The 21,783-nt window shown below is 67.9% G+C and carries 15 protein-coding genes; 4 read left to right on the top strand and 11 right to left on the bottom strand.

Annotation, left to right across the window (positions count from 1 at the left end; translation table 11 throughout):
- Position 1: 1 nt before the first annotated feature.
- The gene (gene ligD / locus ACREPD_RS03270; protein ID WP_431597957.1) at positions 2-2,503 is read left to right on the top strand and encodes a DNA ligase D; all 2,502 of its coding nucleotides are present in this window, start codon (positions 2-4) and stop codon (positions 2,501-2,503) included.
- Positions 2,504-2,515: 12 nt separating this feature from the next.
- Here the strand turns inward: ligD and ACREPD_RS03275 are convergent, their stop codons facing one another.
- The 4 genes from ACREPD_RS03275 to adh form a co-directional block, all read right to left on the bottom strand.
- Positions 2,516-2,899: a hypothetical protein gene (locus tag ACREPD_RS03275; RefSeq protein WP_431597958.1), complete on the bottom strand. Its 384-nt coding sequence runs from the start codon at positions 2,897-2,899 to the stop codon at positions 2,516-2,518.
- A gap of 48 nt (positions 2,900-2,947) precedes the next feature.
- Positions 2,948-3,325, bottom strand: a complete 378-nt coding sequence (locus tag ACREPD_RS03280; protein WP_431597959.1) for a DUF779 domain-containing protein — start codon at positions 3,323-3,325, stop codon at positions 2,948-2,950.
- A 90-nt stretch (positions 3,326-3,415) separates the two neighbouring features.
- A complete protein-coding gene (gene adhP, locus ACREPD_RS03285) occupies positions 3,416-4,444 on the bottom strand; it encodes an alcohol dehydrogenase AdhP (RefSeq protein WP_431597960.1) in 1,029 nt (342 codons plus the stop codon).
- A gap of 75 nt (positions 4,445-4,519) precedes the next feature.
- The gene (gene adh, locus ACREPD_RS03290; protein ID WP_431597961.1) at positions 4,520-6,049 is read right to left on the bottom strand and encodes an aldehyde dehydrogenase; all 1,530 of its coding nucleotides are present in this window, start codon (positions 6,047-6,049) and stop codon (positions 4,520-4,522) included.
- A 236-nt stretch (positions 6,050-6,285) separates the two neighbouring features.
- Here adh and ACREPD_RS03295 point away from each other — a divergent pair, with 236 nt between their 5' ends.
- Entirely contained in the window at positions 6,286-8,169 is a 1,884-nt protein-coding gene (locus tag ACREPD_RS03295) for a sigma-54-dependent Fis family transcriptional regulator (protein WP_431597962.1), read from the top strand.
- Between the two features lie 31 nt (positions 8,170-8,200).
- Here the strand turns inward: ACREPD_RS03295 and eda are convergent, their stop codons facing one another.
- Both eda and ACREPD_RS03305 read right to left on the bottom strand, forming a co-directional pair.
- Complete coding sequence (eda, locus tag ACREPD_RS03300) at positions 8,201-8,839, bottom strand: bifunctional 4-hydroxy-2-oxoglutarate aldolase/2-dehydro-3-deoxy-phosphogluconate aldolase (protein WP_431597963.1); 639 nt, start codon at positions 8,837-8,839, stop codon at positions 8,201-8,203.
- Positions 8,826-9,842, bottom strand: a complete 1,017-nt coding sequence (locus tag ACREPD_RS03305) for a sugar kinase (protein ID WP_431597964.1) — start codon at positions 9,840-9,842, stop codon at positions 8,826-8,828. Before ACREPD_RS03305 ends, eda begins: the two co-directional genes overlap by 14 nt.
- A gap of 270 nt (positions 9,843-10,112) precedes the next feature.
- On the opposite strand from ACREPD_RS03305, the gene ACREPD_RS03310 reads away from it, so the two are divergent.
- On the top strand, positions 10,113-12,872 hold the full coding sequence (locus tag ACREPD_RS03310; protein ID WP_431597965.1) for a TonB-dependent receptor: 2,760 nt from the start codon (positions 10,113-10,115) through the stop codon (positions 12,870-12,872).
- Positions 12,873-13,008: 136 nt separating this feature from the next.
- Complete coding sequence (locus ACREPD_RS03315) at positions 13,009-16,824, top strand: LamG-like jellyroll fold domain-containing protein (RefSeq protein WP_431597966.1); 3,816 nt, start codon at positions 13,009-13,011, stop codon at positions 16,822-16,824.
- 104 nt (positions 16,825-16,928) lie between these two features.
- Here ACREPD_RS03315 and ACREPD_RS03320 read toward each other — a convergent pair whose 3' ends face one another.
- The 5 genes from ACREPD_RS03320 to ACREPD_RS03340 all read right to left on the bottom strand — a co-directional run bounded on the left by ACREPD_RS03320 (position 16,929) and on the right by ACREPD_RS03340 (position 21,716).
- Positions 16,929-17,768, bottom strand: coding sequence for a PhzF family phenazine biosynthesis protein (locus ACREPD_RS03320; protein ID WP_431597967.1), 840 nt, complete (start codon positions 17,766-17,768; stop codon positions 16,929-16,931).
- A gap of 73 nt (positions 17,769-17,841) precedes the next feature.
- Entirely contained in the window at positions 17,842-18,243 is a 402-nt protein-coding gene (locus ACREPD_RS03325; protein ID WP_431597968.1) for a hypothetical protein, read from the bottom strand.
- A 111-nt stretch (positions 18,244-18,354) separates the two neighbouring features.
- Positions 18,355-18,945, bottom strand: coding sequence for a cysteine dioxygenase (locus ACREPD_RS03330; protein WP_431597969.1), 591 nt, complete (start codon positions 18,943-18,945; stop codon positions 18,355-18,357).
- A 174-nt stretch (positions 18,946-19,119) separates the two neighbouring features.
- Positions 19,120-20,742, bottom strand: coding sequence for a carboxylesterase/lipase family protein (locus ACREPD_RS03335; protein WP_431597970.1), 1,623 nt, complete (start codon positions 20,740-20,742; stop codon positions 19,120-19,122).
- The gene (locus ACREPD_RS03340) at positions 20,739-21,716 is read right to left on the bottom strand and encodes an alpha/beta hydrolase (RefSeq protein ID WP_431597980.1); all 978 of its coding nucleotides are present in this window, start codon (positions 21,714-21,716) and stop codon (positions 20,739-20,741) included. The genes ACREPD_RS03335 and ACREPD_RS03340 overlap by 4 nt, the downstream gene beginning before the upstream one ends.
- Positions 21,717-21,783: the final 67 nt, after the last annotated feature.

Raw genomic sequence — 21,783 nt, forward strand, 5'->3', positions numbered from 1 at the left:
CATGTCGCTGCAGGAATACCGCCGCAAACGCCGCTTTGGTGAGACCCCCGAACCCGACGACGAACGTCGTGGTGCTGCCGCGCGCCGACCGATCTTCGTGGTGCAGCTGCATCACGCCAGTTCGCGCCACTACGACTTCCGCCTGGAAGCCGACGGTACGCTCAAGAGCTGGGCGGTTCCGAAGGGGCCCTCGTTGCGCGTAGGCGAGAAGCGCTTGGCGGTGGAGGTGGAAGACCATCCGTTGTCGTACGCCACCTTCGAGGGCGACATTCCGGAAGGCCACTACGGTGCCGGCCATGTGGACGTGTACGACCACGGCACCTGGGCCTGCGATGGCGACCCGCTGGAGGCGATTGCCGCCGGCAAGGTCGACTTCGTGCTGCACGGAACCAAGCTCAAGGGTGGCTGGAAGCTGGTGCGCACCACTATGAAGGGAAAGCAGCACCAGTGGCTGTTGATCAAGCGCGATGACGAAGACGCGCGCGATGCGGATGCCGACGCGTTGCTGGAAGAAACCGTACCGCCGAAGCGCGCAGCGAACGGGCGCAACAGCACGGCAAAGGCAGCGAAGAATAAACCTGCCGTGCGCAGAAACGCCGACGCGCGCTGGGCCAAGCGCGCGCTGGCGCTGGAGCACGCACGTGCCACCCCCTACCCGCACGACTTCAAGCCGCAGCTCACCGACCACCGCGCCAGCGCGCCGGACGGCGAAGCGTGGCTGCACGAGATCAAGTGGGACGGCTACCGCCTGCTGGCCGACGTGCGCGACGGCGTGGTGGCGATGCGCTCGCGCAACGGCCTGAATTGGACCGGGGACTTTCCGGAAGTCGTGCAGGCCATCGCCGCACTGCCGGTCACCGACCTGCGCCTGGACGGCGAGCTGGTGGTGTTGGATGCACAGGGCCGCAGCGACTTCACCGCGCTGCAGAAGGTCATCGACGGCACCGCCAAGCAGCCGCTGCGCTATGTGGTGTTCGACATGCCGGGCGTGGCCGGCGTGGATATCAGCCGCTCGCCGTTGCTGGCCCGCAAGGCGCTGCTGAAGGAGCTGCTGGGCGATGTGCCCGGCACGTTGGCCTACAGCGACCATGTGCTGGACCATGGGCCTGCGGTGTTCGATGCCAGCGGCACCGCCGGCTTTGAAGGGATCATCAGCAAGCGCGTGGACGCGCCGTACGTCAACGCGCGCTCGCCCAGCTGGGTCAAAATCAAGCACGAGAACACCGACGAGTTCGTGGTGGTGGGCTATACCGATCCGAAGGGCTCGCGCAGCGGCTTCGGTTCGCTGTTGATGGCCACGCCCGACAAGGGGGCGCTGCGTTACGTGGGGCGTGTGGGCACCGGGTTCGACGACGCGAAGCTGGCGTCGATGCATCGCCAGCTCAAGGCCTTGCATACCGACAAGGCCGCTGTCGAGCTTCCCTCGCACGTGCCGTTCAAAGCGGGCAGCGTGCACTGGGTCAAACCGACACTGGTCGCCGACGTCGCGTTCCGTGGCTGGGCAAAGGAAGGGTTGCTGCGCCAGGCGAGTTTCAAGCGACTGCGCGAGGACAAGACGGCCACCGATCTGGGCGCGGCGTCACCGGGCAAGGCCGCGAAGCCGACGAAGGCTGCTGCCAAAGCGAAAGCGTCGGATCACGCAGCGAATGAGGTGAACATCTCCCACCCCGAACGCGTGGTGTTCGCCAAGGCCAAGCTCACCAAGGGCGATGTGGCCGACTACTACCGGCAGATGGCGCGCTGGATCCTGCCTGAAGTAGCGCGGCGCCCGCTGTCACTGCTGCGCTGCCCCGACGGCGTGGACAAGCAGTGCTTCTTCCAGAAGCACCATGGCACCGGGCTGGGCGAGGCGGTGAAGGCTATTCCCCTGGAGCAGAAGAGCGGCCGCGAGGACTATCTCTACATCGAGGACGTGGACGGCCTGTTGCAGCTGGTGCAGATGAACACGCTGGAGCTGCACCCCTGGGGTGCGACGGTGGCCGACCCCGAGCATCCGGACCGGCTGGTGTTCGACCTGGATCCGGGCGAAGGGGTCAGCTGGACCACCATCAAGGCGGCGGCGCGGGAGGTGCGGGCCCGCCTGCAGGAGGTCGGATTGGAAAGCTTCGTACGCCTGTCCGGCGGCAAGGGCGTGCACGTGGTGGTGCCACTGCAGCCGAAGGCGGATTGGGCGCAGGCCAAGGACTTCTGCGAGGCCTTCGCGCAGGCGATGGCCGAACACGCACCGGAGCGTTACGTGGCTACGATGAGCAAGGCCAAGCGCACCGGGGTGATCTTCATTGACTGGTTGCGCAACGCGCGGGGTGCCACGAGTGTGTGTTCGTGGTCGTTGCGCGCGCGCCCGGCTGCCGGTGTTGCAGTGCCGCTGCGTTGGGAGGAGTTGGGGCGGATCACCGCCGCCGATGCGTTCCCGTTGCCAAAGGCGTTGCAGCGGGCGCAGAGGTTGAAGCAGGACCCTTGGGAGGGGATCGATCAGGTCAGGCAGGTGTTGCCTACGTTGTGATCCAGTGACCTGTTACCGCGGCCGATACCGCGCCCCCAACCAGATCCCGATTGCCTGGCAAGGCAATGACACCACCAGCGTGATCGCAAACCAGTACGGGTAATCACTGCCCATATCGAACACCGCATACGCGGACGCGGCAGCAATCAACACCCACACCACACCCCCATGCACATACGGCCACACCGGTGCATAGCGCGCGGCGAAGGCGGTGGCCGCCACGCCGCCCATGATGGTCCAGGCCAGGTCCCACGCCAGCCGCCCCTCGCTCTGGCCCAACCCCAGCCACGGCGCAATCCAGCCGCCCGCGCCGGCCACCATGCCCAGCACGAACATCGCCACCACCACACACAGCACGGAGAGCACGACGGTCTTGGCGGTGGACAACGTGGACATGGACGCGCTCCAGCAACAGGATGGCGCCCATTATGGCCCTCCCCAGGCTCAGGCGAGGCCCGCCGCCTGCAACGCGGCAAACTCCTCGTCGGTGAACAACCGCGAGCGCACCAGGAAGCGCACGCCCTCGCCGTTCTCCAGCGAGAACATGCCACCGCGCCCGGGCACCACGTCGATGATGAGCTGGGTGTGCTTCCAGTAGTCGAACTGCGGGGCGCTGATGAAGAAGGGCGCGCCGCCGATGTGACCCAGCTGCACGTCGCGGTCGCCGACAATGAAGTCGCCTTCGGCAAAGCACATGGGCGAGGAGCCGTCGCAGCAACCGCCGGACTGGTGGAACAGCAGCGGGCCGTGGCGGGCGCGGAGTTTGTCGATCAGTTGCAGGGCCGCCAGTGTGGCGGTGACCTGCTGCGGGGTGTCCGTCATGATGGAAGTCCGTAAGGGCCAGCCAACAGGGGAACCCGAGAGTGGCGGCCGCGCCTGCGGGAGAGGGAAACAGGCGCGACCGCCGGGGGCTCAGGCGTTGAGGTCGAGCACCACGCGGCCTTCGATCTTGCCGGCGTGCATGCGCGCGAAGATGTCGTTGATGTTCTCCAAGGTGTCGGTACTGACCGTGGCGGCGACCTTGCCCTGTTCGGCGAATTCCAGCGATTCCTGCAGATCCAGCCGCGAGCCGACGATCGAGCCACGCACGGTGATGCCGTTGAGCACCATGCCGAAGATGTCCAGCGGGAACTGGCCCGGCGGCAGGCCGTTGAGCGCTACCGTGCCACCACGCCGCACCATGCCCATCGCCTGTTCGAAGGCCTTGGGCGACACGGCAGTGACCAGCGCACCATGGGCCCCGCCGATTTCCTTCTTCAGGAAGGCGGCCGGGTCGGTGTTGCGTGCATTGACGGTAACCGTTGCGCCCAGCCGCTGCGCCAGTGCCAGCTTGTCGTCATCGATATCCACCGCGGCCACGTTCAGGCCCATCGCCTTGGCGTACTGCACGGCCATGTGCCCCAAGCCGCCGACGCCGGAGATTACCACCCACTGGCCGGGCTTGGCGTCGGTCATCTTCAGGCCCTTGTAGACGGTCACGCCGGCGCACAGCACCGGGGCGATCTCGATGAAGCCCACGCCCTTGGGCAGAAGGCCCACGTAATCGGCGTTGGCCAGCGCGTATTCGGCGAAGCCGCCATTCACCGAATAGCCGGTGTTCTGCTGGGTTTCGCACAGGGTTTCCCAGCCGCCCAGGCAGTGCTCGCAATGGCCGCACGCCGAATACAGCCATGGAATGCCGACCCGGTCGCCTTCGCGCACATGGGTGACGCCCGCGCCTACCGCGACCACGTGGCCTACGCCTTCATGGCCGGGAATGAACGGCGGGTTGGGCTTCACCGGCCAGTCGCCTTCCACCGCGTGCAGGTCGGTGTGGCACACCCCGCAGGCTTCGATCTTCACCAGGATGTCGCCGGGACCCGGGCGCGGTACCGCCACTTCCTCGATGCGCAGCGGTTTGCCGAACTCGCGCACCACAGCCGCCTTCATGGTCTTGTTCATGCATCCATCTCCAATCCTGTTGCGTGAGCGTGGCGCCGGCGTCGTGCCGGCGCCTTGATCGTGATCAAACGGGCATCAGAAGAAGCCGAGCTTCTTCGGCGAGTAGCTCACCAGCAGGTTCTTGGTCTGCTGGTAATGGTCGAGCATCATCTTGTGGTTCTCGCGGCCGATGCCGGACTGCTTGTAGCCGCCGAACGCCGCATGCGCGGGATAGGCGTGGTAGCAGTTGGTCCACACCCGCCCGGCCTGGATGCCGCGGCCCATGCGGTACAGGCGCGAGGCGTCGCGGCTCCACACGCCGGCGCCCAGGCCGTACAGCGTGTCGTTGGCGATCTCCAGCGCCTCTTCCTCGGTCTTGAACGTGGTCACCGACACCACCGGCCCGAAGATCTCTTCCTGGAACACGCGCATGCGGTTGTGGCCCTTGAACACCGTCGGTTTGACGTAATAGCCGCCGGCAAGGTCGCCGCCGAGATTGTTCTGCTCACCGCCGATCAGCACTTCGGCGCCTTCCTGGCGGCCGATGTCGAAGTAGGAGAGGATCTTTTCCAGCTGCTCGGACGAGGCCTGCGCGCCGACCATGGTGGCCGGGTCGAGCGGATCGCCCTGCTTGATCGCGGCCACGCGCTTGAGCGCGCGCTCCATGAATTTCTCGTAGATCGATTCCTGGATCAGCGCACGCGAGGGACAGGTACACACCTCGCCCTGGTTGAACGCAAACAGCACGAAGCCTTCGATGGCCTTGTCGAGGAAGTCATCGTCTTCGGCCATCACATCGGCGAAGAAGATGTTGGGCGATTTGCCGCCCAGCTCCAGCGTGACCGGAATCAGGTTCTGGCTGGCGTACTGCATGATCAGCCGGCCGGTGGTGGTTTCGCCGGTGAAGGCGATCTTGGCGATGCGCGGATTGCTCGCCAGCGGCTTGCCGGCTTCCAGGCCGAAGCCATTCACCACATTGAGCACGCCCTTGGGCAGCAGGTCGCCGATGACCTCCATCAGCACCAGGATGGAGGCCGGGGTCTGCTCGGCCGGCTTGAGCACCACGCAGTTGCCGGCGGCCAGCGCCGGGGCGAGCTTCCACGCGGCCATCAGCATCGGGAAGTTCCAGGGAATGATCTGCCCCACCACGCCGAGCGGCTCGTGGAAGTGGTAGGCGATGGTGTCCTTGTCGATCTCCGACAGGCTGCCTTCCTGCGCGCGCACCGCGCCGGCGAAGTAGCGGAAGTGGTCGGCCATCAGCGGGATGTCGGCGTTGAGCGTTTCGCGGATCGGCTTGCCGTTGTCCCAGGTCTCGGCGTGCGCGAGCAGCTCCAGGTGTTCCTCGATACGGTCGGCGATGCGGTTGAGCACGTTGGCGCGCTCGGTGGTGGAGGTCTCGGCCCAGCCGCGCTTGGCCGCATGGGCGGCGTCCAGCGCCGCTTCGATGTCCTCGGCGTTGGAGCGCGCCACTTCGGTGAAGACCTTGCCGGTGACCGGGGTGGTGTTCTCGAAGTACTGGCCGCTGCGCGGGGCGACCCACTCCCCGCCGATGTAGTTGCCGTAGCGCGGCTTGAACACGGACTGCGGATCGGTAGCGAACGACGGGGGCGACGGTAAGGCGTTCATCGGGTGCATCTCCAACTGGCAGGGTGGCCCTTGCGGGGGTACTGCCATGGCGCAAGGACGATGCCAGCTTTGCGCTGCTGCGCTGCGACACGGTGTCGCAGCGCGCGGTTGCCCGGTTGTGCGGTCCAGATTGCGGCGACGCAGCACGCGCGGTCATTGCGCGGTAACGCCCGCTGTGGTGTTTATCAGGACAGGCCCGCTACAACTGTCGCAGATTGCGACACTGGAGATTCCAGGTGTCCCAGCTCCCGCTTCAGCACCGCGTCGGCAATGCGCGGCGTTCGTTCTTCGAGCGCGGCGCGGCGCCGGTCGGCATCGTGCCCGACACGATCCTGCAGTCGTGGCAGCGCTGCCTGCGCGGCGGCCTGCTGGTAGACGCACAGCCGGAGGTGGAGCCGCTGCCGGACGCGCGCCTGCGCGAGTTGCGCGAGCGCCAGCAGCGCCTGTGGCGGCTGGCCCGGCCGGAGCTGGATGGCCTGGCCGGCGACATCGCCGCCACCGGCAGCATCGTGCTGCTCACCGACGAGGACGGCTGGATCCTGGACGCCGAAGGCAGCCCGGCCTTCCTGGACAAGGCCGGGCGCGTGGCACTCATGCCCGGGGTGCGCTGGGATGAAACCACGGTGGGAACCAATGCGATCGGCACGGCGATCGTGGAAGGGCGCTCGGTGGAAGTGCGCGGCGGCGAGCACTACTTCGCGCCGCACGGCATCCTGACCTGTTCGGCCACGCCGATCTTCGACCCGTACGGGCACCGCGTGGGCGTGCTGGATATTTCCGGCGACGCACGCCAGCAACACCTGCACGCGCGTGTGCTGGCACGCCAGGCCGTGGCGCATATCGAACACCGCTACTTCGATCAGGGCCTGGCCGACTGCGAACTGGTGCGCCTGCACCACGACCGTACCCTGCTGGGCACCGCACGCGAAGGCATCCTCGGCTTCCGCAATGGCCGGCTGGTGGCGGCCAACCGCGCGGGGTTGGCGCTGTTCGGGCTGGACCACCGCGACATCGGCCACGCACCGTATGCGGCCCTGTTCGACGCGCCGCTGTCACGCCTGCATGACGATGGTGCGCTGATCGATCGCCAGGGCCGTGCGTTGCACGGTGCGCTGACCGCGACGAGCGCACCTGGGGCTCGCCGCCCTGCGCCAGCGCCTGCATCGCGCCCGGCCACTACGTCGGCGCCGGCGCTGCGCGCGCCGCTGCAGGCGGATGCGTCACCGCTGTTCGACGGCGCGCAGCTGGAGTCGCTTGAACGCGCGCGGCGGGTACTGGATGCGCAGCTGCCGGTGCTGGTGCTGGGCGAAACCGGCAGCGGCAAGGAAGTGTTCGCGCGTGAACTGCATCGCCGCAGTGCACGTGCGGACCGCCCGTTCGTGGCGGTGAACTGCGCGGCATTGCCCGAAGGCCTGATCGAAGCCGAGCTGTTCGGCTACGAGGAAGGCGCGTTCACTGGGGCGCGCCGCAGCGGCAGCACCGGGTTGCTGCGCCAGGCGCAGGGGGGCGTGCTGTTCCTGGACGAGATCGGCGATATGCCCCTGGCCCTGCAGCCGCGCTTGCTGCGGGTGCTGCAGGAACGCACGCTGTCGCCGCTGGGCGGCGGCAAGACGGTGCAGCTGGATTTCGCATTGATCTGCGCCACCCATCGCGACCTGGAACAGGCCATGGCCGACGGCGCGTTCCGCAGCGATCTCTACTACCGCATCGCCGACCACGCGGTGCAGTTGCCGGCGCTGCGCGCGCAGGCCGACCGCGTGCCGCTGGTGCGTGGCCTGTGGGAACGCTTGGGTCAGGGACGCCAGCTGCAGCGGGCCACGGTGGATGCGCTGGCCGCCTATGCGTGGCCGGGCAACCTGCGCCAGTTGGCGTCATGCCTGCGCACGCTGGTGGCGTTGAGCGATCCCGGCAGCGCGATTGCGCCGGAGGCGTTGCCGGCTTATGTGCGTGCGGTGCCTGCCGCGGCGCAGGTGGCCGCGAGCCTGCCCGCGACCGGTGCACTGGACGCCATCACCCAGGCCGCCATGCGCGACGCGTTGGCGGCCGCCGAGGGCAACGTAACCCGCGCCGCCCGCGCGCTGGGCATCAGCCGCAGCACGTTGTATCGGCGGCTCGGGTGAACGCGTAACGACCAACGGTCGTTACCGCACCTCAACCGACCAACGCGGCCGAGGCGCGCGCCAGATCCTCAACCCCCGCCCAATCCCGCGCCTGCAACAACGCCCGCGTGGTCAACCACGAGCCGCCCACGCACAGCACATTGGGCAGGTGCAGGAAATCGCGCGCGGTCTGTGCGCTGATCCCACCGGTCGGGCAGAACCGCACATCGCCGAACGGGCCATTCCACGCCGACAGCATCGCCGTGCCACCGGCCTGCACGGCCGGGAAAAACTTGAACGTGTCCAAGCCGTGTTCCAGGCCCAGCATCAGCTCGGACGAGGTCGCCACGCCCGGCAGGAACGGCAGGTCGGTATCGCGTGCGGCCGCATACAGGCGCGGCGTTGCGCCGGGCGACACCGCAAAGCGCCCGCCTACGGCTTTCACCCGCTCCATCTGCGCGGCGGTCAGCACGGTGCCTGCGCCCACCACGGCGTCGGGCACGGCCTCGACCATGGCCTGGATGGCGTCCATCGCGATCGACGTCCGCAGCGTCACTTCGATCACCGGCAGCCCGCCGTTGAACAGGGCCTGGGCGACATGCACCGCCTCGTCCACGCTCTCAGGCGTGTACACCGGAATCACCGGGGCCAGTTTCAGGACTGCGCGTACGCGCGGATCAGCGCCGGACATCGAATCGCTCCTCGCCCGTGAGGGCCAGTACGTCAGCTTCGCTGACGGGGTTGAAATCACCGGGGATGGAATGTTTCAGGCTGGCCGCGGCCAGGCCGAAACGCACGATCGCATCCGGTTCGAAGCCCTGCATCATGCCATGCAGGATACCGGCGGCGAACGCATCGCCACCGCCGATACGGTCGACGATGCCGACCATCTCGCGGGTGGGCGCCAGCGCACGGGTGCCATCACGGCCGAGCAGCATCGCGCCCAACGCATGGTGGTCCACGCTGTGCGCGGTGCGCTGGGTGCACGCCATCCACTGCAGGCGCGGGAATGCGGCGAACGCCTGCGCGGCGGCGGCATCCACACGTTCGGCCAGCTGCGCCTGCCGGAACTGCCCGCCGAGCACCACGCCGATATCGCGGTAGTCGGCGAAGGCCACGCTGGCGCAGGCGAACAGCTCGCGCAGGATGCGCGGCGCATCGCCTTCCCAGCGTGCCCACAGCGAGGGCCGGAAGTTGCCGTCGAACGAGACCTGTACGCCGCGCGCGCAGGCCGCACGCGCCGCCGCCAGGGTGGCCTCGGCCATCGCCGGATTCAGCGCGGGGCTGACCCCGGACAGGTGCAGCCAATCCGCGCCCCGCAGCAGCGTGTCCCAGTCGTAGTCGGCAGCGCTGCCCAGTGCGAAGGCCGAATCCACGCGGTCGTAGACCACTTCGCTGGCGCGCTGCACCGCGCCGGTGGTGAGGAAGTACAGGCCCATGCGCCCGGCGCGGGTCTGCACATGGGTGGTGTCCACCCCATGCCGGCGCAGTTCGCCGGCCACATACTGGCCCAGCGGGTTGGCTGGCACGGTGCTGACCATGTTCACGGCATGGCCGAAGTGGGCCAGCGAAACGCCGACATTGGCCTCGGCGCCGCCGGCGTGCACCGCCAGCTGCGCCGTCTGCAGCAGCAGCTCACGGCCAGGCGCGCTCATGCGCAGCAGCAATTCCCCGAAACAGACGACACGACTCATGGCGATGGATCCTGGTGGTGGACATGACCCGATGGCCATGGCGGAAAAGAATGGCTAGCGGTGTCATTCTAGCCGTGTGGCACCGTCCGTCCACCCGGGACGAATGTCGGAACCTATGTCCCGCAAGCGTCTACGGGACATTGCAACTCTGTTGCGGTGCAAGATGCCCGATCCCGAACGGACTGTTAACGTCCGCCCTGACCAGCGGTGTCATTGCACTGACACGTCGCCGGATAGCGGTTTCATGTAGCACCTTGGGAGAGGGAAAACATGCATTATCGAAACATCCAAAAAAAGACACCGGTTACCTTGCTCGCACTGTCGATCGGCCTGGCGCTGAGTGGTACCGCGCTGGCCCAGGACCCGGCCTCGGGTGCGGCGACCGACCTGGACACCGTCACGGTCACCGGCTACCGCGCCAGCGTCGAGAAGGCGCTGGACATCAAGCGCGGTGAGGCCGGCGTTGTCGACGCCATCGTTGCCGAGGATATCGGCAAGTTCCCCGATCTGAACCTGGCCGAGTCGCTGCAGCGCGTGCCCGGCGTGGTTATTACCCGTGAAGCCGGCGAAGGCCGCAACATCTCGGTGCGCGGGCTGGGCCCGGACTTCACCCGCGTGCGCATCAACGGCATGGAAGCGCTGACCACGGTCGGCGCCGGTGACCAGAGCGGCGGCACCAACCGCGGCCGCGGCTTCGACTTCAACGTGTTCGCCTCGGACCTGTTCTCGCAGCTGCTGGTGCGCAAGACCGCCTCGGCCGACGTCGAGGAAGGCTCGCTGGGCGCCACCGTCGACCTGCGCACCGCGCGCCCGTTCGACTACGACGGCTTCACCTTCGCCACCAGCGGCCAGGCCAGCTACAACGCCATGGCGCAGAAGGCCGACCCGCGCATCGCCGCGCTGATCTCCAACACCTGGGCCGACGGCACCTTCGGCGGCCTGCTCTCGGTCGCCTATTCCGAGCGCCAGGCGCTGGAAGAAGGCTCCAATACCGGCCGCTGGGCCAACGGCCCGAGCAACGGCAACTTCAGCGCGGCTTCGCCGTTCACCGCGGCGCGTTCGGCCAACGTCTACCACCCGCGCTTCCCGCGCTACGTGCAGATGGAACACGAGCAGAAGCGCCTGGGCGTGACCGGCACCCTGCAGTGGAAGCCCAGCGACGCCACCGAGATCTCGCTGGACACGCTGTATTCCAAGATCGACGCCAAGCGCGACGAGCACTACATCGAAGCGATCTCCTTCAGCCGCGGCACCAGCAGCACGCCGCGCCTGGTCGGCAAGCCGAACATGATCGTCAAGGACGGCGTGATCGAGAACAACGCGCTGGTCTACGGTGAGTTCGACAACGTCGACATCCGCACCGAGAACCGCCACGACGAGTGGAGCACCGAGTTCAAGCAGATCGCGTTGAACGGCCAGCACCGCTTCGGCGACAACTTCACCTTGTCCGGCAAGGTCGGCATCTCGCGCTCCAAGCACGAGAACCCGATCCAGACCACGATCATCATGGACAAGTACGATGTGGACGGTTACAGCTACGACTACCGCGGCAACAGCCGGTTCCCGACACTGAACTACGGCATCGACCCGACCAATCCCGCCGGTTGGGAACTGGCCGAGATCCGCCTGCGCCCGCAGTACGTGGACAATGACTTCGACACCGGCCAGGTCGACTTCAACTGGAACATCAGCCCCGGCTTCCGCCTGAAGGGCGGCATCCTGGCCAAGAACTACACCTTCAGCACCGTGGAACTGCGCCGCGCCAGCGAACTGGCCGTGCCCAACTTCCCCACAGGCGGCAAGATCGTGCCGGTGGACATGACCGAACAGGCCGGCCTGAAGGGCATCACCGGCAGCCCGGACCAGTGGGTGGTACCGGACCTGAACGCCATTGCCAACCAGTTCGACATCTACAGCAACAGCGGCATCTTCGCCGTCGCCCCGCGCGCCAACAACGTGCGCAGCGTGGACGAGGAAGACCGCGGCGGCTACCTGATGGGCGAGTTCTCCACCGAGCTGGGCAGCATTCCGTTCTCGGGCAACTTCGGCGTGCGCTACGTCAAGACCAAGCAGAGCTCCACCGGTCTTTCCACGCTGGCCACCGGCACCGTGTCCACCACCGTGGACCGCAGCTACGACGACACCCTGCCCTCGTTCAACCTGGTTGCGGAAATCACCCCGGACTTCCTGATCCGCCTGGGCGCGGCCAAGGTAATGAGCCGTCCGGGCCTGGGCAGCCTGACCCCGGGTGCCACCGTAGCCGTGGCCGGCGGTGCGCGCACCATTTCCAGCGGCAACCCGAACCTGGACCCGATCCGCGCCACCAATGTGGACCTGGGCTTCGAGTGGTACTTCAGCGAAGGCGCGATGGCCGGCATCGGCCTGTTCTACAAGGACATCGAAAGCTTCGTGCAGACCACCCGCGAAGTGGCGCCCTACAGCGCCAGCGGCCTGCCGGCTGAGCTGCTGATCGGGACCGGTGCATCGCCGGCCGATGACTTCACCTACACCAAGCCGGTCAACACGCCCGGTGGCGAGCTGCACGGTGTGGAAGCGAACTACATCCAGCCCTTCACCTTCCTGCCCGGCAAGTGGTCCAACCTGGGCGTGCAGTTGAACTACACCTGGGTGGAATCGCAGATCCAGTACATCAACTCCAGCGGCCAGCCGGTGATGAAGGCTGACCTGACCGGTCTGTCCAAGTCGTCCTGGAACGCCACGCTGTTCTACGAAGGCAAGGTGTTCTCCGGCCGCGTCTCGGCCACCAACCGCGATGACTACCTGACCCAGGTGCCGGGCACCGAAGCGGGCTTCAACGTGGACGGTACCCACGGCATGACCGGCACCACCTTCATCGATGCCTCGATCCGCTACGCGATCAGCGACAAGCTGGAGTTGAGCCTGGAAGGCATGAACCTGACCAACGAGGCCAGCGACGAGTGGGTGTATTCGCCGGCCACCGGTCGCCTGCCGCTGCAGTACACCGAAACCGGCCGGCAGTACATGCTGGGCGTTCGCTACAAGTTCTGATCCGACGCACTGAAGGCGGCGGCGCGAGATCGCGCCGCCGCTGTTGCGTCGCAAGATGTTGGGGAACCGCCGCTTTGCTAGCGTGCGTTGCGTGCAGGTCACTGCCGTGCCGATAAGCTGTCGAAAGGAACCTGCCATGCCGCTGCACGTTGTCCGTTCGCTCCGTCGCACCCGTCTTTCCGCCAGCCTGCTGTTGTTGCTGCTGGGGAGCAGCACCGGGGCTTGGGCACGGGGCGCACCGCAGCTGCTGTTCCACGTATCGGCCGACAAAGGCTTTACGGCCGACACCGCCAATGGCGATGCCATTCCGAACTTCCAGGACAAGGTCAAACGCGTGCCCGACGGTGCGCGCGGTGCCGCGATCCAGTGGGAAGACGACGGCGTGCTTTCCTGGAATGCGCCCGGCAACATCCAGGCGCAGCGTGGCACGCTCGGCTTCTACTGGCGCTCCCGCTATGCGGTGGGTGAAGCGCCCTTCGTGATCTTCCGGGTCGGCTACGCCGACCACAGCAGCTGGGACATGGCCTGGTTGCGCATCGACTGGAACGGCCACGGCTTCGATGCCTTCGTTACCGACGCCAACCTGGCGCGCACCCGCGTGTCGTTCAAGCTGGACCAGAATCCATCACCCCAGCAGTGGCAGCACATCGCCTTCGGCTGGGATGAAAACCATGGCGTGCGCCTGTACGTGGACGGCAAGGAAGTCGCCCGCCAGGAGACCACCGCCGATTACGATGCCGCGTTGGACCAGCTGGGCCTTGCCGGCCGGGTGATGGCGCCGTACCAGGTGCAGAGCCGCTACAACTTCCTGCGCGGCAGCGACGTTGACGAAATCCGCGTGTACGACCGCCTGCTGGATCCGGCAGGCATGGCCGCGTTGGCCGCCAACAAGGCGCCGACCACGGCGGTGGATGATGCAGGCGCCATGCGCGCCTGGAATCACCGCTTTGGTTGGGACCGCACCGCACCGCCGGTGCTGGGCGCCGCGACCACCACGATCCGCAAGATCGAGTTCGCCGACACCAAGGACCACAAGCAGTGGATGTGGAAGGCCACCGACGGCATCGCCGAGACCACCTGGCCCGGCGTCTACAACCGCTCGCGCCTGCCCGGGCGCAACGACTATTTCCAGCTGCCCGACTGGAACACCTATGTGGAAGGCGGCCAGCAGCTCGACCTGACCCTGCCCGACGGCGAGACCGTCAACCGCATTGAAGTGCGCGGCGCCGCGTTCGGATCGCTCACCCACACAGGCGCCGCCGGCACTGCCGCAACGACGCTGCTGCAGCGCCCGCAGGGCGTGGTGCGCAGCGTGGACGATATTGCCGCGCAGACCGGCGGCGTACTGCACTTCCGCAATGTCGCGCAGGAAACGCCGATCCAGGAAATCTGGGCCTACCAGGTCAGCGATGCCGCCGAGCCCGCCGGCACGGTGAAGCAGCGCTACCTGGTCGACAGCCAGGCCCTGCCCGACTACCTCAACATCACCACACTGCGCGAGTACATCGAGGGCCGCTACCCGGCAGCCGAACGCAGCACGGTGATGGCGCTGCCCAAGGGCGCCGGTTCACGGCGACGCGGCGCCGACACGCTGCCCGCCAGTCCGCTGCCGATCGTGCACGTGCTGATCCCGTCCGGCGTCGGCGATGCCCCGGCCGCGCAGCCGCTGATCCGCAGCTGGGCGCACAGCTGGGAAAACATGTACGACGGCCTGGACGGCGTGGCCATCGACCTGCCCGCGCTGGACCTGCCGGCGTCGGGCGACGGCCTGATCCCGCTCAACATCCGCATCAAGGACCCGATCTGGCCGGCGCGCGACATGATCGATGTGTCGGTGTCGGTGAAGCCGAACGAGAAGCGCACGCTGTGGCTGGACCTGCGCGACCGCATCCTCACCGCCGACAGCCTGTGGATCAGCATCGCTTCGGGCGCGCCGGGCTTCAATGCCGGCTCGCTCGACGGCGCGGAAATCCGCATGGTCTACAAGGCTCGTGCCGAAGCGAAGCAGGAGCATCTGGCCGACCGCTTCAACCAGGTCCGCGACAACTGGGGCTTCCTGGTCGAAGAACACACCACCTCCAAGCGCCAGCGCCTGTACGCACGCGTCTACGCCGACCTGAGCGACCTGCTGCGGGTCGACCCGGACCACGAGCTGGGCCGGCTGTACTGGAACTACATCAGCTACAACAGCCAGGGCAAACCGCCGTTCACCCAGCCCACGCCGCCGAAGGGCGTGCCGCTGTGGGCCTTCCGCCAGACCGAAGACCTCAAGTACGTGCGCCGCTTCGTGGACTGGTGGATCGACAACCGGCAGATCGCCTACGGCGACTTCGGCGGCGGCATTTCCGACGACACCGACCTCACCCAGCAGTGGCCGGGGCTGGCGCTGATGGGCGTGGAACCAGAGCGGCTCAACCGTTCACTGACCGCACTGTCCGATGCGGTGTACCGCAACGGGATGTTCTCCAACGGACTGAGCACCATCGAAACCGATGAGCTGCATTCCTATGAGGACGGAATCAACGCCAACAGCGCGATGCTCTACCTCAACTGGGGCGACCCGCTCACCGTCGAGCGGTTGATGGAGACGGTAAAGGCGTTCGACGAACGCATCATCCTGCCCAACCCGCAGGGTCACCTGCTGTTCTCCAGCAACTGGTTCGGTGGCAACAAGGTGTACCGCGAGCCGAACTGGCAATGGCAGAAGCCGTACTCCTTCCCGGCGCTGCACCCGGCGTTCCTGATCGGCCAGTACAACGCCGACCCGACCGGTCGCAAGCTGGTCACCGGGCTGGCCGACAGCTACCTGGCCCATGCCTACACCGACGACAAGGGCCGCTGGGCGCTGCCGAACGAGATCAACTGGGCCACCGGCAAGGTGCGTGGCGGCGAGCTCAACAACGGCTCCGGCGGCGGCGATGTCATGCATACCTTCTGGGCGGCATGGCGCTGGACGGGCGACGACAAGTACCTCAAGGCGCTGGACTACCGCGTGGCGCGCGGCGGCCCGGGCGCGTTGTCGAACCTGGGCGAGAACTACGTGGAGGTGCTGGGCAAGGCGGCGGCATGGAACCCGGCGCTGATCGCCGACGCCGATGCCGGCAACACCGGCTTCGCCAGCCTGATGGCGTGGCAGGCCACCGGCGACAAGACGTACCTCGAGGCGCTGCATGCCGACGGCATCCAGGCGAAGGCGCAGCGCGAGTACATGAATACCGAGGGCCATTGGTGGTCCGACCGGGTGGAAGCGCCCAGCGAGTTCCTGCAGCGTGCGCGGCTGGGCGGCATCGCGCTCAAGCGCAACCAGAGCTGGCCGGGGCACACCGTGAGCTGGCGCTTCGCGCAGCCCGATGCGGCCGAACAGGTGGCGCTCCTGGTGCACGCACCATCGCCCGAGCGCTTCAAGGTGATCGCCTACAACCTGGGCACGCGCGCGGTGGATGCGCAGATGAGTACGTGGAACGTCACCGCCGGGCAATGGCGGATGACCAGTGGTGTGGACCGCGACGGCGATGACCGCATCGACGGCAAGGCCACCACCGCCGAGGTGCAGCTCGAACGCAGCGCCTCGCTGCCGCTGCGTTTCGCACCGGGCCAGGCCCAGGTGTTCGAGTTCGAGCTGCTCAAGGCGGGCACGCTGGTGGAACAACGCCCGGACCTGGGCATCGGCCGTGGCGACATCCGCGTGGACGGCCGCCAGGTGCACGTGACCGTGCACAGCCTGGGCCATGTGGGCACGCCGGTGGGCGTGGCGCTGCTGGAAGATGCGAACGGGCGCGAGCTGGCCCGCATCGAGATTCCCGCGCTGGACGCGCCCACCGACCTGGTGCCGAAGACCACCACCGTGGGCCTGCCGCTGCCGGCAGGCAACCGCAGTGGGCTGCGCGTGCGGGTGATGCTGCCCGACGGGGCTGCGGAGACCACCCTGCTCAACAACGCCGTCAACCTGTAACGCCGGACGACGCCACCGTGCCTGCTCGTAGCGCCGGGCTCTGCCCGGCAGCCCTTACAACGTCACCATGCCTGCTCGTAGCGCCGGGCTCTGCCCGGCCGCTCTTACAACGTCACCACGCCCTCGATGCAGGTGACGCACGCCCCACCGATCCACAGCGCATCGCCGATGCGCTCCACCTGCAGCCGTCCCTCACGTCCCAACGCAGTGCCCTGGCTGATCACATACCGGTCGGGCACGGTGTCGTCCTCCAGCAGCCACCGCGCGATGCCGGCGGCGAGGCTGCCGGTGGCCGGATCTTCCGGCGCGGCATCGCCCGCGATGAACGCTCGCGACTCGAATTGCGCGCCCTTGCCATCGCGCCGCCGCCACGGCCCGAATATGCCCACCGCTACCCCCTCCAGCGCCGCGTAGTCGGGTTCCACCGCCAGCACCGCCGCACGGTTGCGCAGTCGCAATGCCAACCACCCGGCGCCGTTGTCCACCCAGCGCGCACCGACCACGGCGGAGGGGCGAAGACCCAACCCGCGCGTCACGCGCGTGAGCAACGCCGGGTCCGGCGCTTCATCGCGCAGCAGCGGCGGCGCAAGGAACGCCAGGCCGGTCGCGCTGCGCCGGATCCGCACCAGGCCGATGCCGCACTGCTGTACCACCTCCTCGCCCTGCGGCTCGCCACCATTGGCCAGCCAGGCGTGGCAGCTGCCCAGTGTGGGATGCCCGGCAAAGGGCAGCTCACCCATGGTGGTGAAGATGTGGACCCGGTAGTCCGCCCGGGGGTCGGTGGGCGGCAGCACGAAGGTGGTTTCGCTCAGGTTGGTCCAGCGCGCGAACGCGGCCATGCGCGCCTCATCCAGCCCGATCGCGTCGAGCACCACCGCCAGAGGGTTGCCGAGCAGCGGGTCGGTGCTGAAGACGTTGACCTGCTGGTAGGGATGGGTGGACACGGGGGATCTCCTGCGGGGCGTGGCGCATGCACTCCCATGATCGCGTGCGCTGCGACAGCGGTCGAGCATCACCTCACGCGTCCGCGTGTGGCCCGGCAGCGGCGCTGACGAATTCGACAGACCACACCGCATCGCCGCCGTGGTCGAACAGCACCAGGGAGAAATCCGCGCTGCCATAGACCTCGGTCGGCAGGGCATCGGCGGGAATGCGCAGGCGCCAGGAGGGCAGTGAGACTTTGGCCAGCGCACCGGCGGCAGGCAGCGCCCAGAACACGCCGCCCGCATTGCCGATGGTCACTTGAACACGGCCAGCCTCGTCCTTGACCACGAAGTAGGCGATGTCCTCCTCGCGTGACTCGATGACGCGCCAACGCCGCGAATGGCCTGCGGGGCGATCCGCCGATGACAGGCGGGCACCGTCTTCCGCCCCAGGATCGAGCTCAACGCAGGAACTGTCATCGCTACCAGTGTTCACGATCCGCATGTGGGGGGCGACTCAACGCGCTGATGCACAAGGCCGCAGCCTATCTGTGCGCGCCGCCACATGGCATTGAACAAACTCCTAGATTTGACCTGCGCGTCACCGTTACGCCGCGTCTGTCTCCATTTCCTTCACCCGCCGCGCGTACCAGTCGCCGCCGTCGGGTTCGAAGACCGCGCTGCGGGTCATCTCGCCCTGGTAGACGTGCACGGAGATGGCCAGCGCGTCGTCGCGGGTGTTGCGGATGGTGTGGTACTCGTGCGGCGGAATCAGGCTGCCGGCGCTGCCGCAGTCGCCGATGACCGGCGGCTCGGCCTGGAAGCGGAAGCGTTCGCCGTCGCGTTCCAGCAGCCGGTACTGGGTGATTTCCAGCTGGCCCAGCCAGACGCCCTCCACGCACCACAGGCCGCTGTGGTCGTGCAGCGGCGTGCCCTGCCCCGGTGCCCAGCTCATCGCCACGATGCTGTAGCCATGGGCCGGGCTGCGGTACAGCTCGCGGCGGGCGTAGTGGTCGCTGATCGGGCGGTGCACACAGGCCGGCAACTGGATGCGGCTGTCGGCAATCGCCTCGCGCAACGCACCGCGCAGGGTGCGGGCGATCTGTTGGGGATCGTCATGCTGGACGGCGTGATCAATGGCGGCGATCAGTCGATCGCGGCCATGGAACGGCGGGAATGGATCGAATTGGTCTTGCATGCCCCGCAGTCTAGGCCATTGCGGTGAACGAGATGTTTGATCTCAATCACTACAAATGGCCTCGCGATGGCCGAATTAGCGATCAAATTACGTACTTTGGTTGATGCGACCTATCGCCACGCCATGCGCGTTCCGAACGCGGCCGGCCATCCATGGGACACGCATGGCGTGTCTCTACAGCGTTCCGCGTTGCACGAACGGGGCCTGCCGGTACAGCCGCCGCTCGCCGCCACGCGGATCGTCGGCCTGGGTTGGCGTCGCGTCGAACAGCAGGGTCTGGCGCCTGGCCAGGCCGTAAGGCTCCCAGCGCGGCAGCCCGCCATGGTTGGGGTCGCCATGGCGGGCGAAGGCGATCAACGCCTCGCTCATCAGCGCCGCCATGTGCGTTGCCTCGGCACCATCACCCGTACGCGAGCCCTTCGCGCCGGTGGTGTCGAACACCAGCGGAATATCCAGCGTGTGGAAGGCGCCGAACTTGCCGCCGTCCAGCGGCGAGCCCCAGTCCAGCTGGTAGGCCCAGGTCGGTGCGCCCTGGCGGGCACGGGCCTCCAGTTCCTCCACCGCGCCGCGCCAGGAACGGCCGGCGGTGGTGGCGGCGAAGAACACCTCCGACGGCGTGTAGTGCGGGTACAACCGGCGGTACTCGGCAATCACCACCGACGGCAGCAGGTCCACGTACTGCTCCTTCTCCAGCCGTGCGGGCAGCGTGTCCCAGGTGAGCGTGAAGTTGTCCGGGTCGTTGCCCAGGAACGCACGCGTCTCATCATGGGTATTGCCGATCACCATCGGGATCTGCGCGGACTGCGCCGGCGCCTCCGGCCAGAACGGGTGCACCGGCAGTGCGCCACCGTCCAGTACCGGCCCGAAGTACAAGCCGGTGTTCTCCACCCGCGACGGATCGCGTGCGCGGGTGGCAGCCAGCAACGCCGGCGCGGGCAGTGCAAGCAGCGCGGCGACGTCGGTTGCGCCAACAGCCTCCTTCGCGATGCGCGCGCGCTGGGTGGCCGCGCGCGGCCCGGCGGCGGTCACCTGCTGGCCGCTCATGGTCCACGCGCGCTGGAACAATCCGCGCGCGGCCGGCATCGCCATCAGCGTGGCGATCTTCGCGCCACCGCCGGACTGGCCGAACACCGTGATGTTGTCCGCGTCGCCGCCGAACTCATGCGCATGCTCGCGCACCCATTGCAGGGCCTGGACCAGATCCAGCTGGCCGACATTGCCCGACTCGGCGAACCGCGCATCGCCCAACTGCGCGAGGTAGAGATAGCCGAACACGTTGAGCCGGTGATTGACCGTCACCACCACCACGTCGCCCCGCCGGCACAGGGCGCGGCCGTCGTACTGCGGGTCGCTGCCGGAGCCGTTGTTGTAGGCGCCGCCATGGATGTAGAACAGGATCGGCCGGCGCGCGCCATCGCGCAGTGCCGGCGTCCAGACGTTGAGGAACAGGCAGTCTTCGCTGCCCGGGCCGTCGTTGCCGCCCTGCGGTGCGGACGCGCCATAGGCCAGCGCATCGCGTACGCCGCGCCACGGCACCTCGGCCAGCGCGGGCTGGAAGCGGCGGGGCGCGGTATCCGCACCGTAGGCCACGCCGAGGAAACGGTGTACGCCCTGGTCATAGCGCCCGCGCAGGCGCCCACCGCGCACCCGTGCCAGGGAATCGGCCGGTGCGGCGGTCGTCGCCGCACCGGCCAACGTCGGCAGCAGCGGCAGCGAACCGGCGGCCAGCAACATGGCGTAGCGCGCGCTGTCGCGCAGGAAGCGGCGGCGCTGCAAGTCGGCGGGGCTGGTGGTCATGGCGCGCTCCCCGTGGTCTGCGCCTGCATCCAGCGCAGGGCAAGCGAAGGCCATTGCGCCGTCGGTGAGCTGGCCGGCAGGCGCACGCCGAAGCCGTGCCCGCCGTGCGCAAACAGGTGCATTTCACTGGGCACGCCGGCCGCGAGCAGCGCCTGGTAGTACAGCAGGCTGTTGTGCACGGAAACCACCGTGTCGTCCTGCGCATGGACCAGGAAGGTGGGCGGTGTCTGCGCGCTGACCTGCGCCTGCATCGAATACTGCTGCTCCAGCGCGGGCGTGGGGCGTTGGCCGAGCAGCCGCGTACGCGAACCGCTGTGCGCGTGCGCGCCCATGTCGATCACCGGGTACACCAGCAGCGAAAAGTCCGGGCGCGCGCTGACCGCATCGACCGTGTCGCCGCTGCCCGGCAGTACGGTAGCGAAGCCGGTGCTCAGCCGGGCGGCCACATGGCCACCGGCGGAAAAGCCCATCACCCCGATCCGCGCAGGGTCCAGCTGCCACTGCGCGGCCCCGGCACGGATCACCCGCAGCGCGCGTTGCGCATCGGCCAACGCGGCCTGGCGGTCCTCGCGCCCGGCGGGCAGCCGGTAGCGCAGCACGAACAGGGTTACCCCGCCCTGCTCCACGAAGGCCGGCACCAGCGCGGTGCCTTCCTTGTCGAGCACGATGCGCTGGTAGCCGCCACCGGGAATGACCAGCAGGGCCGTGCCATTGGGGTGGGCCGGCCGGTAGGCGACCAGGTAGGGTGCGCTGACGTTGTCGATGTAGCGGTCCGGCAGCGCGGGATTGTCGCTGCGCTCGATGACGTTGGGCACCGTCGGGCGGCGGGGCTCGCCGGGCACCGTGCCGGCCGGCCACAGCGCGATCCGGGAAGGGGCGCCCGCGGCGGGCTCACTCTGCGGCACGGGCCGTTCGGCGGCCTGGGCGGGCCGCGGGGCGACGGTGGCCAGCAGGCAGCCGGCCAGCAGGGACATCAACACAGCGCAACGCATCCGCAGCGGTCCTCTTGAGGGTGGGCAAAACGCCAGCGTGCCGGCCCCG

Source organism: Stenotrophomonas sp., assembly GCF_050737075.1.
Taxonomy (GTDB): domain Bacteria; phylum Pseudomonadota; class Gammaproteobacteria; order Xanthomonadales; family Xanthomonadaceae; genus Stenotrophomonas.

Coding starts and splice junctions, on each gene's coding strand:
- ligD (WP_431597957.1), top strand. CDS start 2: ATGTCGCTGCAGGAATACCGCCGCAAACGCCGCTTTGGTGAGACCCCC.
- ACREPD_RS03275 (WP_431597958.1), bottom strand. CDS start 2,899: ATGTCCACGTTGTCCACCGCCAAGACCGTCGTGCTCTCCGTGCTGTGT.
- ACREPD_RS03280 (WP_431597959.1), bottom strand. CDS start 3,325: ATGACGGACACCCCGCAGCAGGTCACCGCCACACTGGCGGCCCTGCAA.
- adhP (WP_431597960.1), bottom strand. CDS start 4,444: ATGAACAAGACCATGAAGGCGGCTGTGGTGCGCGAGTTCGGCAAACCG.
- adh (WP_431597961.1), bottom strand. CDS start 6,049: ATGAACGCCTTACCGTCGCCCCCGTCGTTCGCTACCGATCCGCAGTCC.
- eda (WP_431597963.1), bottom strand. CDS start 8,839: ATGTCCGGCGCTGATCCGCGCGTACGCGCAGTCCTGAAACTGGCCCCG.
- ACREPD_RS03305 (WP_431597964.1), bottom strand. CDS start 9,842: ATGAGTCGTGTCGTCTGTTTCGGGGAATTGCTGCTGCGCATGAGCGCG.
- ACREPD_RS03310 (WP_431597965.1), top strand. CDS start 10,113: ATGCATTATCGAAACATCCAAAAAAAGACACCGGTTACCTTGCTCGCA.
- ACREPD_RS03315 (WP_431597966.1), top strand. CDS start 13,009: ATGCCGCTGCACGTTGTCCGTTCGCTCCGTCGCACCCGTCTTTCCGCC.
- ACREPD_RS03330 (WP_431597969.1), bottom strand. CDS start 18,945: ATGCAAGACCAATTCGATCCATTCCCGCCGTTCCATGGCCGCGATCGA.
- ACREPD_RS03335 (WP_431597970.1), bottom strand. CDS start 20,742: ATGACCACCAGCCCCGCCGACTTGCAGCGCCGCCGCTTCCTGCGCGAC.
- ACREPD_RS03340 (WP_431597980.1), bottom strand. CDS start 21,716: ATGTCCCTGCTGGCCGGCTGCCTGCTGGCCACCGTCGCCCCGCGGCCC.